Source organism: Rhodanobacter sp. FW104-R8, from assembly GCF_001617365.1.
Classification (GTDB): Bacteria; Pseudomonadota; Gammaproteobacteria; order Xanthomonadales; family Rhodanobacteraceae; genus Rhodanobacter.
Genome location: NZ_LVJR01000026.1, coordinates 46,271 through 57,875 on the forward strand (window position 1 = coordinate 46,271; position 11,605 = coordinate 57,875).

An 11,605-nucleotide genomic window follows, 5' to 3' on the forward strand; every position below is an offset into this window, starting at 1 on the left:
TCCGTCGAGAAAGCACTGCGTTCAGAAACCGAGCAGCGGCTGCAGCGTGCGGGCGACCCAGCCGGAGAACTTCAGCGGCGCATCGGTCGCGGCCACGCAGATGCACGGCACGCCCGGCGAAGTCACCGGCTGGTGCTGCGTCCGGCCGTCCAGGTCGGCCACGTCGCCGGGGCCGAAGTGGCCGAGCATGTCGTCGTAGGCGCCGTCCAGGATCACGGTCAACTCATTGCCGCCATGGCTGTGCAGCGGCAACTTGCTGCCGGGCGCGATGCGCAGCAGCATCAGGTCGCCGCCGGCGATGCCGCTGGCGCGAATGCGCTGAACGCCGGGCGCCACGCGTTTCCAGCGCAGCGCGCGCACGGAGTGGCCGAACCACGGCTGCAGCGCGCCGGGCAGCCGGTCCGGGTCGGCTTCCTCCTCCACGAGGTCGGCCGGTGCTGCCGCCGGTTCGCTCGCCGGTTCGGCGTCCAGCAACGCCAGCATGGCGGCGCGCGCATCGTCGGTCGGCGCGTCGATGCGTTGCTGCTGCATCAGCACGCCACCGATCCGATCGGCGTCGAGCAGGCGCACCCGGCATGCTGCGCAGCGCTCCAGGTGGGTGGAAGCGACCACCGCCAGCGCCGTCGGCAGCGCGCCGGCGGAATAGCTGAGCAGGGTGGCGTCGTCGAGATGGTGGCTCGGTTTCATCGCGCGCCTCCCATGCTGCCCTGCAGCTTCGCGAAAGCGCGCCGCAGCGAGGATTTGACCGAGCCCAGCGGCATATCCAGCTCGCGTGCGATTTCGCTGTGGCTCTTGCTTTCGAGGTAACACATGCGCACCAGCTTGGCCTGCACGGCGGGGAGTCGGTCGATCGCCTGCTTCAGGGCGTCCTGGTCGATCAACGATTCGGGCGCCGAGTCGCGCCGGTCGGACTCGGCATGATCCAGCCGATCCAGCCCCTCCTGGATCGGCAGCCAGTGCGGCTCGCGCCGCACCTGGTCGATGTACAGGTTGCGCGCCACGCGGTACAGCCAGGTGGCGAGGCTGGCCCGCGCCGGATCGAACAGGCCGGCCTTGCGCCACAGCGTCAGCAGCGCCTCCTGCACCAGTTCGTCCGCGAGCGGCTCGGCTACCCCCAGGTTGCGCAGATAGCGCTGCAGCCGCGGCGAGAAATGATCGTAGATGCGCATGAAGCTGGCGCGGTCGCGCTGCGCCGACACGGCCGACATCTGGGTCGACCAGTACTGCGCATCGGGGGCGGCGTTGCTCACGGGAGGGGCCACGACTCGTTTCGCCCGGAAAGGCGCTACCTCGGCAACGGCTTGGTCGGAATCCATCATACGCAACTTCCCGCCTGCGACGACCGCCGGACGATCCGGCCGTTTTGCATGCTTGATGCCGATGGCATACGGCGAGCGAGGGAAATCGGATGCACCGGGCCGATGCCGCATGCCGTGATTGACCGCGCGGTGCAGCAACGGCCTCATCGGGAAGCACGCCACCAGCGCGTCGCCGCCGTGCCATTCGCGTTCGAGCGGTACGGCTCGAACGGGGCGCCCAGGCCGCGCCGGAGTTCCATCACGCGCGGATGCGCGCCGACGCTGCTCACCTACTTGCCCGCGGCCCCGGCGGGTGCCTCGGCGGTCGTGCGGCGGGGGCGGCGCACGGCGCGCAGCTTGCCGCTGTTGCCGCCGCCGCAGAAGAAACGGTCGGCGCCGTCGGACTCGAGTCCCGACACGACGATGTCGGGCAGCATCCGCAGGCTTTCCTGCACGGCCCCGGTGCGGGGGTCGATGCGCCGCAATTCGCTTTCGTCGTTTTCCCAGGTGCCGTGCCAGAGTTCCCGCCCGGCCCAGGTGACGCCGGTGACGAAGCGGTTGGATTCGATGCTGCGCAGGACCGCGCCGGTCGCGGGGTCGACCTGGTGGATTTTGCGCGCGCGGTACTCGCCCACCCACAGCATGCCTTCGGCCCACGCCAGCCCCGAATCGCCGCCGCCGCCGGGCGCCGGGATGGTGGCGAGCACGCGGCCGCTTTCCGGGTCGATCTTCAGGATGCGGTCCTCGGCGATCTGGTACAGGTGGCGGCCGTCGAACGCCGTGCCGGCGTGGGCGGCGACCTCGAGCGCGCGCTGTGTCGTCCCGCTCGCCGGATCCAGTGCGCACAGCCGGTCGCCGGTGGCAAGCCAGACGTGGTGGCCGTCGTAGCTCACTCCACCCACCTTGTCGATGCCCGGGAAGGGGCCGTACTCGCGGACGATGTCGGCGTTCGATCGTTTCATGCGCGCATCCTAGTCGCCCGGCAGCGGGGTGGGGAGTAACAACACCGTCGCGAATCCCGGCAGCGGCGGCGTGCTCCAGCGGCGCGCCCGTCCGCGTCCGAGCGGTTGTACCTTGCCGACGGCGGCCAGCGCGTCGAGCGCGCGCTGCACGCTGCGCTGGCTGGCGCCGAGCGCCAGCGCCAGTGCCGAACTCGACCAGGCCTCGCCGTCGGCAAGCAGGGCCAGCACCGCCGCGTGCGCCTCCTCCACCGGTCGCGCCAGCACCACCACCTCGCGCGCGGCGGGCGGCACTAGCACGAAGCCGTGCGGCGTGGCACGCACCTCGGCCAGCGGCGCGAGCGCCGCGCGCAGTCGGCCGATCTCCACGCGCAGGCGCGCGCGGTGCGTGTCGTCGGCGTAGCGGGTGCGGAAGGCCCGCGCGATCAGCATGTGCCGGGCCACGTCGTCGGGCCACGCCTCGCCCAGCGCGCGGGCCAGCGCGAACAGCACCGGCCGCCGCGCCAGCGGCACCACCGCGGCAGCCGTGCGCACCGCATGGCGGCAGGCGTCGACCACCAGCGTGCTCGACGCCAGCAAGGCCTCGACCTCGTCCAGCCGCAACGACCGCTCGCCGCCGCGCGCGAGCAGGCGCGCCGCCGGCGCCTCCAGCGTGCGCGCGATGTCGGCCACCTCCGCCGCCAGCGCCGGGATGCCGGCCTGGCGCGCGGCGCGGTCGGCCCGGGCCAGCGCGGCGCGGGCCTCCAGCGTGCGCAGGCGATGCAGCGCGATGCCCGCCTCCAGCAGCGCATGGGTGGCCGCCAGCGCAGGCGGCCACGGCGCGGGATCGAGCCCGGCGAGGGCGCGCCCGGCCTCGTCGAGGCGGCCGATCAGCAACAGGCGCCGGATGTCGAGGCAGCGCGCGTGCGCGGCGTTCGCGCGGTCGCCGTGCGCTTCCAGCGTGGCCCGCGCGGCGTCGAGCGCCTTCGCCGGCCAGGCGAGGTCGCGCGAGGCGAGCGCGACCTCGGCCGCGGCCACCACGCAGCGCGCGCGGGCCATCGCCTCGTGCGGGCCGAACGCGCGCGTGGCACGGCGCAGCAACGCCTTGGCGCGCACGTAGTCGCCGAGCTGCGCCATCGCGATGCCGCGCAACGCCAACGCCGGCGCGTCGTCGCGCAGCGCGACCCGCTGCAGCGCGCCGAACGGGTCGCCCGCCGCCAGCGCGCGGGCCGCGGCGGTGATCAGCGAGTCCATCGGCGCGGACTCATTCCGGCGAGCCTTGCGAATCCCGCCACACTTGTCACTCCCACCCCTCGATGGCCCGGCCGCAGTCTAGCCCACGACCGCCGACCAATGCGCCGCCGCGAGCGGCGCCGGCATGACACCAACACGAGGAGCAACGACATGGAAAAGATCGCCGTATGGGGTTTCAGCTGGGTGCCGCCTTTCGCCCAGGGGCTGGTGCGCGACCTGCGCGTGCGCTGGGCGCTGGAGGAGGCGGGGCTCGCTTACGAGAGCCGCTGGATCGATGCCGAGGAGCGCAAGTCCGAAGCCTTCCGGCGCAAGCATCCTTTCGGCATGGTGCCCGTGCTGGATTCCGCCGACGGCACCTTCACCGAGTCGGGCGCCATCGTCCACGCCATCGCCGAGCAGAGCGAAGCGCTGATGCCGGCCGGCCGGCGCGCCGAGACGCTCACCTGGATGTTCGCCGCGCTCAATACCGTCGAACCGGCGCTGTGGAACCTGTTCGTGCTCGACCAGCTGCACGGCGACGAGGCATGGGCAGGGCTGCGGCGGCCCGGGGCGGTCGACGAGGCGAAGGCCCGGCTGGCCGCGCTGTCGGACTGCCTCGACGGGCGCGAGTACCTGCTCGACCGTTTCACCGGGGCCGATCTGCTGATGGCGACCGTGCTGCGGTTCGTGCGGCACACAGATCTGGTGGCCGGATTCCCGCTGCTCGACGCCTACGTGAAGCGTTGCGAGGCGCGGCCGGCGTTCCAGGCGGCGTTGCGCAACCAGGCGGCCGGCTACGCGCGCCACGCGCCGGTCGCGGCCTGAGTCCGGACCGGAGAACAGCGATGAACCATCACCCCATCACCACATGTGAAGCATGGCTGGCCGCGCGACTGGAGCTGCTGGCCGAGGAAAAGGCACTGACCCGGCGCAGCGACGAACTCGCGCGCCGGCGCCGGCAGCTGCCGTGGGTGCGCGTCGACAAGGCGTACCGCTTCGACACCGACGCGGGCGCCGCCACGCTGGAGCAGTTGTTCCAGGGCCGCTCGCAGCTGCTCGTCTACCACTTCATGTTCGGACCCGACTACATGGCGGGCTGCCCGTCCTGCTCGATGATCGCGGACGGCTTCAACGGCTTCGCCGTGCACCTGGCCCACCACGACGTGATGCTGACGGCGGTGTCGCGGGCGCCGCTGGCGAAATTGCAGGCGTACAAGCAGCGCATGGGCTGGACCTTCCCCTGGGCGTCGTCGTCCGGCAGCGACTTCAACGCCGATTACGGCGTCGGCTTCACCGAGCAGCAGCAAAGCGAAGGCTACGAGTACAACTTCCAGCAGACGCCGCCCATCTCGCGCTCGACGACGGACGCGCCGGACACCTTCGCGGCGATGTGCGGCGTCGACGGGCGGACCTTCCTGCGCGAGCTGCCCGGCATGAGCGCGTTCGTGCTCGAGGACGGCGTGGCCTACCACACCTATTCCACCTACGCGCGCGGGCTGGACGGCCTGTGGGGCGCGTACCAGTGGCTGGATCGCGCGCCGCTGGGCCGCAACGAGGACGACGGCATCTGGTGGCGCCGCCACGACGAGTACGCCGCGCCGGCGCAAGGCGCGAGCGAGTCCTGCTGCGCCTGAGCGATGGATGCCGCGTCCGCCATCGGTGCCGGGGCGCACCCGTCGTGCAAGGTTTCCTGGCGTACTTCCCGGCGGGTCTTTGGCGGCGTCTCGGCGCTGCTTTTCGCCGCCAGTACGGGGACAGCCATCGTCGCGTGCACGTCGATGCCGGCAGTGGGCACACTGCCGATGCCCGGCGGCTGGGCGCTGTCGATGGCCTGGATGCGGATGTGCGGGCAGACATGGTCCGGCGCCGTGGCGTCGTTCCTCGGCATGTGGGTCGTGATGATGGCGGCGATGATGCTGCCGTCGCTGCTGCCGGTGCTGTGGCGCTACCGCCGGGCCATCGGCGATGGCGGCACTGGCCCGTATCGCCAGGTGGCGCTGCTGGGCGCCGGCTACTTCGCGGCGTGGAGCGCGCTCGGCCTGGCCGTATACCCGCCGGGCGTCGCGCTGGCGGCGCTGGCGATGCGGCTGCCGGTCTGGGCGCGTGCCGTTCCGGTGGCGACCGGCGTGGTCGTGCTGGCTGCCGGCGCGTTGCAGTTCAGCGCATGGAAGGCGCGTCGCCTTGCCCGGTGCCGTGAGGAGATGCCGGGACGCGGCCGGCCCTTGCCGGCGGGCGCCGGCATCGCCTGGCGCCACGGCCTGCGTTGCATCTGCAGCTGCGCCAACCTGACGGCCCTCCTGCTCGCCATCGGCATCATGGACCTGCGCGCCATGGCCGCCGTGACGGTCGCCATCACCCTCGAGCGCGTCGCCCCGGCAGGTTGGTGCGTCGCGCGAGCCATCGGCGCCGTTGCCGTCGGGGCGGGGTTGGTGCTGATCGCACAGGCTGCGATGCCGATCCTGCCGGCAATCGGTGGGCTCGTTTTCCATTAGCGACGAGTGCCGGTTGCTGGCCGTGCCGGCAAGCGATGCCGGCGAGCCGGTGCCGCAAGGACACGCTGCGGGCGTTGGCCCGATGGGGGCTATTGGTTGAAGCGTGGCACAGGCGCACACTCGCGCGACTGGCGGCCGGTTCGGTCGTCTTTCCGACGAATGGGGCTCCATGTCCGTTCCGAAGACTCATTTTCAAGACCCGGCCCACGTACCTGCGGCACTCGCCGGCGCGTTGCTGGCGGCAATGGCGGAAGGGCTTGGCCGGAGGGTCGGGCGGGCGCTGGCCGATGCCCGGCACCGGCACAACGGGATCCACCGGGCGCGCAAGGGCCTGCGCGTCCAGCGGGCCCTGCTCGCGCTGCTGAGGCCGGCGCTGGACCCGGCCGGGCGCGCCCGGCTGGACCGGATCGATACCCGGCTGAAGCGTCTTTGCAGAGGTCTCTCGCACCTGCGCGATGCCCATGTGGCCGTGCTCGCCGCCGAGGCCCTGGACGATGCGCCCTCGCCGCGGCTTCGGCAAAGGCTGGTGAAGGAATTGACCCGGCAGCGTGACCGGATCACCCGCCATGCACTGCGCCTCGATCCGGCGTTCGCCGCACGACGTGGCGCGGTGGCGGCGGTCCGCGCCGAGCTGGCCGCCCTGCCCTGGCAACGGCTCGATACGCGCGCCATGAAGCAGGCAATCAGCCGCAGCCAGCGTCGCGTCGAGCGCGCGGCGCGCAAGGCGAACCGTTCGCCGACCACGCCGAACCGTCATCGCTGGCGCCGGCGTCTGCGCCGGCTGCGCCTGCAAGTCGAGTCCATCGAGCAGGCGCAGGACCTTGGTGCCGCGATCACGCTCGATGGACTGCCGGGCAGCCATCGCCTGAAGCAGCAGGCCGATCGGCTGGGGCGCCTGCAGGACGTGCAGCTGTTGTGCCGGCTGGCGCGGCGGATCGATCGCGTCCGCAACGACCAGCGCCTTCGCACCCTGCTCGCCGTCGCGATGCGTGCGGCGCGCGCCGGCTACGCCGAGGCGGGTTGACGCCAGACCGCGTCCCGTTCAGATGGCCGGCTCCGGCAGTTCGCCGCCCATGACGGCGAGCACATGGAAACCCAGCCGCTCGCGCTTGGCGTGGCGCTTGGCGCGCGCGGCCAGCGTGGCGATCAGTTCGGGACGGCGCGGCGCCTGCGCGGGCACCTGCACCGCGCCGATCGACACTGTGGTCAGCGCGAAGAACTGCCGTGCGCCGCGGCGGTCCTCGCCCTCGATGCCGCCCAACGCGAGGTCATCCTCGTCGAACAGCGTGCGGGCCCGCTCGTTGAACTCGGCAATGATGCCCCGGCAGCGCGTTTCCCAGTCTCCGCTCTGGAACAGGATCATGAAGTCGTCTCCGCCGATGTGGCCGACGAAGTCGTGCCGCGCATCGATGCTGGCGGTGAGGATGGCGGCCAGCAGGCGGATCATCTCGTCGCCGCGGAAGTAGCCGTACTGGTCATTGAAGGGCTTGAAGTCGTTGAGGTCGATGTAAGCGGCGACGAATGGCCGCTGCTCGCGCATCAGCCGCTCGATGTGGGCGGTGACTGGAATGTTGCCGGGCAGGAACGTCAGCGGATTGGCATAGCGTGCCGCCTCGATCCGCTGCTCGGTGACCCGCCGCACCAGCGACTCGCCGGTGCCAAGGCCGAGGTAACGCCCTTCGCGGGTGATGATGAAGCCGTCGGTGAGATAACGCTGGTCCTCGCCGCGCAACACGTCGGTGAGGCTGTCCAGCGATTGCTGCTCGTCGCAAAGCAGCGGTTCGGCGTGCATGAAACTGACGCAGGACTTGCGCCCGAAAAGCTCGCGGGCGAACGGTTGCGCCATGCGTTCGGCGAACACGCGGCGATTGATCAGGCCGACCGGCCGGTCGCGGTCGGTCACCGCCACCGCATGCAGCGACTCGTTGCGGCCGAACAGCGTGGCCACGTCGTCGTTGAGCTGCTGCATGGTGAGGCTCGGCGCGGCGATCACCAGGTGCCCGGCGTGCAGCGGCCGTTGCGTGACCGGCCCGCGGGGGCGCGGCGGCACCGGGACGGCATGGATGCGGATGGCGTCGCGCGCCTCGTCCCGCACCTCGGCGGCGAGGAAAGGCTGGGGTACGCCGAGCAGGTAGCCCTGCGCGTAGGAGATGCCCAGCTCGCGCAGCATGCGAAGGTCTTCCGCCTCTTCCACGCCTTCGCCGACCAGATCCGCGCCGAGCGTTTCGGCCACGCTGCACAGCGCGCGCACGATGGCGAGCTTTTCCGCGCTGCGCGCCAGCCCGTTGACCAGGTAACGGTCGATCTTCACCACGTCCGGGTGCAGCTCGTTCCACATCTCGAAGTTGGAGTGGCCGTTGCCGAAGTCGTCCAGCGCAATGCGCGCGCCGCGGGCGCGCAAGTAGCCCAGCGCATGGGCCAGCTCGGCGGGATTCTCGACGATATCGCGTTCGGTGATCTCCACCGTGATGCGCTCCATCCCGATGCCCGCGCCAGACAACGCCTCGATCACCTGATCCGGTCGCAGGCCGCCGTGCAGCACGGCCTGTGCGCTGAGATTGACCAGCAGCCGGCCTTGGCCGCCCTGGGCCGCGAACGCGCTGCACACGGTGCGTGCAGCCAGCAGTTCGAATTCGCCCAGCCGCCCCTTGGCGCGCGCCAAGTCCAGCATGTCCAGCACGCTGAGGCCGCCGGCGGCCTCGGCCGGGCGGCTTAGGCCCTCGTGCGCGACCACCGTCATGGCCTCCAGCCGCACGATCGGTTGGAACATCGCGCGCAGGCCGGTACCGCCCGTGATCTGGTCGAGCAGTGAGGCGTTGCGGTGGTCCAGGCCGTGGGCTGGGGTCATGGCGGGGGAGTTCCGTGCTCAGGCGAGCGCCTCGGTTGGCAGCAGGACAAGCCGTTCCCTGGCGGCAGCTCGATCCGGAGCCGGTGCGGTCGTCTCGTCCAGGAGGGTGAAGAAGCCCACGTCGCGCACCAAGGCAGTGACGCTCTCCAGCATAGCGCGGCTGGCGGCCGCGGCCTGCTCGCCGAGCGCCGCGTTCTCCTGGGTCATCGCGTCCATGGCGATCACCGCCTGGCTGACCGCGGCGATCTCGTCCCCCTGCGTGCGGCCTGCAGCGAGGATGGCCGTCACCGTCCCGGCCAGCCGGTCGACGCTGCTGCCGATGTTCTCGATCACCTCGCCGGTGCGGTTCACCCGCTCCAGGCCGCTGCGCACGGCTTCTTCGCTGCCGGCGACCAGGCGGCGAATGTCGCGCGCGGTCTCCGCGCTGCGCTGCGCCAGTTCGCGGACCTCCGTGGCAACTACGCCGAAACCCTTGCCATGCTCGCCGGCACGCGCAGCCTCGACTGCGGCGTTGAGCGCCAGCAACCGGGTCTGGAAGGCAACCTGGTCGATGAGATCGAGCATGTCACCCATGCTGCGGCTGCTGCGTTCGATCGAGCCCATGGCATCGATCGCCTCGCCTATCGCGGCGCGGCCCAGCCCGGCCTGGCGGCGTGCCTCGTCCACCGCGCGATCGGCCTGCGTGCCGAGCTGCCGATGTCCGGTCAGGGTGGCGGCGATGCGGGACATGGCACCGGAGGCCTGCTCCAGCCGCATCGCCTGCAGCTCGGTGCGCTGGCTCAGTGCGTCATTGCCGTCGGCCATGCTCGACGCGCCCTGGTTGAGGGTGTCGGCGCGCTGCCGCACACGGCTCACCACCTGCACGAGCTTCCTGTCCATGCGGCCGAGGCCGGCCAGCAGGCGACCGATCTCGTCGTTGCGGCCGGGGTCGACCGGCGCGCCCAGCGCCCCCTCGCTGATCCGCGACGCCACGCTCGTGGCAGCCACCAGCCGTCCGGTGAGCTGGCGCAGGATGCGCAAGTCCATCCACAGCGTGAGGCCCATCGCTGCCAGCGCCAGCGCGACCAGGGCATAGAGGCCGATCCGGTTGACCCGGTGTTGCACGGCAGCCATGGCCTGGCCATCGTCCAGCGCCAGGCCGAACAGGTTGGAGAAGTCGCTTTGCAGCGGCCCGAACGCGTCGTGCACGTCGTTGGATACTTTCAATCGCGCAAGATCGAACTGTTCCGCCTTGAGCAGCTGCATGGTGTCGTCCACTGCCTGGTCGGCCGCCGCACGATGTGCGTCGATCAGGCCGAGCAACTGCTTCTGTTTCGCTCCCAGGCCGCTATCCAGCAGGCGCTGCCGGTACTTGGCGATGTCCACGCGGCGCGCCCCGATCAGCGTCTGCGCATCGTCGACCGACGAGGGCAGTTCGGTGAGTGCGGCATGGGTGAGCGTCTGCAGCACCGCGTTGTAGTCGTTCTGGATGTGTCCCACCGCCGAGACAGGCGCGAGTGTTTCGGACACGACGCTCTGCAGCCGCGTGTCGGAGCGGCTGAGCAATCCGGCCGACACCAGCAGTACCAGCAACAGCAGCGCCACCGTACCCGCGAGACGGGCAACCAGGCGTGCACCAAACGAGGACGGCGAGGGGAGAGGCAATCGCGGAAACATGGGGATACCGGCTGTCGGGGGAGCTTGCTTAGCGGCAGATCGGATCGGGAGCTTGAGGGAAACTTAAAATATTTCTCTTTTGTTTCAGTGATTTGAAACATCCATGGCGCTTCGCGTAATACGCCAGCCCAGCATAGTCGGCGTACGTGAAAGATCAGCGTCGTGTGCCGAAGTATCCGGGTCGGTTCACGTTGAGCTGGCCTCGGCGTACCTCTTCTTCAGGCGTCGGTTCTCGTCCTGCAATTCCTTGAACCGGGACATCAACGGTGCATCCACGTCGTCAAACTTGCTGCGCCACCAGCAGAACGTCGCTGTGCTGAGGCTTTGTCACGGCACTGCTTCGGTACCGGCGTGCCGGCTTCCGCCTCGCGCAGGAAGCCGATGATTTGTTCTTCGGTAAACCGCTTCTTCACGTCCAATCTCCTTCGGATGGGGGATTGGACTCCAAACCACGGTGCTACTCAAAAGCGGGGGGACGTCGGTGGCTAGCGAAGATTGCGCAAACGCGCAAACTCTATTCGTCTGCACAACAAGTCGCACTCTCGGACAAATGTGTGGTGGGCCCACCAGGACTCGAACCTGGAACCAAAGGATTATGAGTCCTCTGCTCTAACCATTGAGCTATAGGCCCGCGCAAGGGCGGAAGTTTACCGTAGCGCGCCAGTCGTGCACGAAGACGACATGCCGCAAGTCGTGTGGTGACGTGATGGCTCGGGGCGTAGGCTGGTCATCCCCCCTAGGTCGGAGCATGCGCATGAACACCGAGGCGATCGCGAAACGGTTGGTCGAGTTGTGCCGTGAAGGCAAATACGAGGACGCGCAGCGTGAGCTGTATGCGGAGGATGCGGTGAGCATCGAGCCGGATGGCCTGCCGCCGGGGGCGCTGGGCAACGTGCGCGGGCTGGCGGCGATCTACGAGAAGGGGCGGCAGTTCAGCGCGATGATCGAGGCGGTGCACGGTGGCAGCGTGAGCGAGCCGGTGGTCGCGGAGAACTGGTTCAGCATCGCGCTGGCGATGGACGTGACGATGAAGGGCCGGGGCCGGACGAACATGAGCGAGATCTGCGTGTATCGCGTGCACGGCGGCAAGATCGTGCGCGAGCAGTTCTTCTACGACGTCGGCTGAGTGCGTACCCATGA

At 70.1% G+C, this 11,605-nt stretch carries 11 protein-coding genes, 1 tRNA gene and 1 pseudogene; 5 read left to right on the forward strand and 8 right to left on the reverse strand.

The genetic code is table 11. The annotated features are described in order from the left end of the window. Nucleotides 1-21: 21 nt before the first annotated feature. From RHOFW104R8_RS07915 to RHOFW104R8_RS07930, 4 genes are all read right to left on the reverse strand, one after another. Entirely contained in the window at nt 22-687 is a 666-nt protein-coding gene (locus RHOFW104R8_RS07915) for a ChrR family anti-sigma-E factor (protein WP_068094318.1), read from the reverse strand. After that, nucleotides 684-1,319 carry a sigma-70 family RNA polymerase sigma factor gene (locus RHOFW104R8_RS07920; RefSeq protein WP_068094594.1) on the reverse strand — a complete coding sequence of 212 codons (636 nt, stop codon included), beginning with the start codon at nt 1,317-1,319 and terminating at the stop codon, nt 684-686. The genes RHOFW104R8_RS07915 and RHOFW104R8_RS07920 overlap by 4 nt, the downstream gene beginning before the upstream one ends. Before the next feature lie 269 nt (nt 1,320-1,588). After that, nucleotides 1,589-2,260: a PQQ-binding-like beta-propeller repeat protein gene (locus RHOFW104R8_RS07925; protein WP_068094320.1), complete on the reverse strand. Its 672-nt coding sequence runs from the start codon at nt 2,258-2,260 to the stop codon at nt 1,589-1,591. Nucleotides 2,261-2,269: 9 nt separating this feature from the next. Then, entirely contained in the window at nt 2,270-3,490 is a 1,221-nt protein-coding gene (locus RHOFW104R8_RS07930) for a DNA-binding protein (RefSeq protein ID WP_068094322.1), read from the reverse strand. A gap of 150 nt (nt 3,491-3,640) precedes the next feature. On the opposite strand from RHOFW104R8_RS07930, the gene RHOFW104R8_RS07935 reads away from it, so the two are divergent. From RHOFW104R8_RS07935 to RHOFW104R8_RS07950, 4 genes are all read left to right on the forward strand, one after another. Next, a complete protein-coding gene (locus RHOFW104R8_RS07935) occupies nt 3,641-4,294 on the forward strand; it encodes a glutathione S-transferase family protein (protein ID WP_068094598.1) in 654 nt (217 codons plus the stop codon). A gap of 20 nt (nt 4,295-4,314) precedes the next feature. Beyond that, the gene (locus RHOFW104R8_RS07940) at nt 4,315-5,103 is read left to right on the forward strand and encodes a DUF899 domain-containing protein (protein ID WP_068094324.1); all 789 of its coding nucleotides are present in this window, start codon (nt 4,315-4,317) and stop codon (nt 5,101-5,103) included. Between the two features lie 3 nt (nt 5,104-5,106). Further along, nucleotides 5,107-5,961, forward strand: a complete 855-nt coding sequence (locus RHOFW104R8_RS07945; protein ID WP_068098861.1) for a DUF2182 domain-containing protein — start codon at nt 5,107-5,109, stop codon at nt 5,959-5,961. A 169-nt stretch (nt 5,962-6,130) separates the two neighbouring features. Next, the gene (locus RHOFW104R8_RS07950; protein WP_082823566.1) at nt 6,131-6,985 is read left to right on the forward strand and encodes a CHAD domain-containing protein; all 855 of its coding nucleotides are present in this window, start codon (nt 6,131-6,133) and stop codon (nt 6,983-6,985) included. An 18-nt stretch (nt 6,986-7,003) separates the two neighbouring features. Here the strand turns inward: RHOFW104R8_RS07950 and RHOFW104R8_RS07955 are convergent, their stop codons facing one another. The 4 genes and pseudogenes from RHOFW104R8_RS07955 to RHOFW104R8_RS07965 all read right to left on the reverse strand — a co-directional run bounded on the left by RHOFW104R8_RS07955 (nt 7,004) and on the right by RHOFW104R8_RS07965 (nt 11,096). Continuing rightward, nucleotides 7,004-8,809, reverse strand: coding sequence for a GGDEF domain-containing protein (locus RHOFW104R8_RS07955; protein WP_068094330.1), 1,806 nt, complete (start codon nt 8,807-8,809; stop codon nt 7,004-7,006). Between the two features lie 18 nt (nt 8,810-8,827). Beyond that, nucleotides 8,828-10,465, reverse strand: a complete 1,638-nt coding sequence (locus tag RHOFW104R8_RS07960; protein ID WP_068094332.1) for a methyl-accepting chemotaxis protein — start codon at nt 10,463-10,465, stop codon at nt 8,828-8,830. Nucleotides 10,466-10,666: 201 nt separating this feature from the next. Next, nucleotides 10,667-10,878 (reverse strand): annotated as a pseudogene (locus RHOFW104R8_RS17600) (transposase); the annotation flags it as partial. A 142-nt stretch (nt 10,879-11,020) separates the two neighbouring features. After that, nucleotides 11,021-11,096: transfer RNA gene (locus RHOFW104R8_RS07965), tRNA-Ile, on the reverse strand. 123 nt (nt 11,097-11,219) lie between these two features. Between RHOFW104R8_RS07965 and RHOFW104R8_RS07970 the strand changes: the two genes are divergently transcribed. Then, entirely contained in the window at nt 11,220-11,591 is a 372-nt protein-coding gene (locus RHOFW104R8_RS07970; RefSeq protein WP_068094605.1) for a nuclear transport factor 2 family protein, read from the forward strand. The last annotated feature ends 14 nt before the right edge of the window (nt 11,592-11,605 follow it).

Coding starts and splice junctions, on each gene's coding strand:
- RHOFW104R8_RS07915 (WP_068094318.1), bottom strand. CDS start 687: ATGAAACCGAGCCACCATCTCGACGACGCCACCCTGCTCAGCTATTCC.
- RHOFW104R8_RS07920 (WP_068094594.1), bottom strand. CDS start 1,319: ATGATGGATTCCGACCAAGCCGTTGCCGAGGTAGCGCCTTTCCGGGCG.
- RHOFW104R8_RS07925 (WP_068094320.1), bottom strand. CDS start 2,260: ATGAAACGATCGAACGCCGACATCGTCCGCGAGTACGGCCCCTTCCCG.
- RHOFW104R8_RS07930 (WP_068094322.1), bottom strand. CDS start 3,490: ATGGACTCGCTGATCACCGCCGCGGCCCGCGCGCTGGCGGCGGGCGAC.
- RHOFW104R8_RS07935 (WP_068094598.1), top strand. CDS start 3,641: ATGGAAAAGATCGCCGTATGGGGTTTCAGCTGGGTGCCGCCTTTCGCC.
- RHOFW104R8_RS07940 (WP_068094324.1), top strand. CDS start 4,315: ATGAACCATCACCCCATCACCACATGTGAAGCATGGCTGGCCGCGCGA.
- RHOFW104R8_RS07945 (WP_068098861.1), top strand. CDS start 5,107: ATGGATGCCGCGTCCGCCATCGGTGCCGGGGCGCACCCGTCGTGCAAG.
- RHOFW104R8_RS07950 (WP_082823566.1), top strand. CDS start 6,131: ATGTCCGTTCCGAAGACTCATTTTCAAGACCCGGCCCACGTACCTGCG.
- RHOFW104R8_RS07955 (WP_068094330.1), bottom strand. CDS start 8,809: ATGACCCCAGCCCACGGCCTGGACCACCGCAACGCCTCACTGCTCGAC.
- RHOFW104R8_RS07960 (WP_068094332.1), bottom strand. CDS start 10,465: ATGTTTCCGCGATTGCCTCTCCCCTCGCCGTCCTCGTTTGGTGCACGC.
- RHOFW104R8_RS07970 (WP_068094605.1), top strand. CDS start 11,220: ATGAACACCGAGGCGATCGCGAAACGGTTGGTCGAGTTGTGCCGTGAA.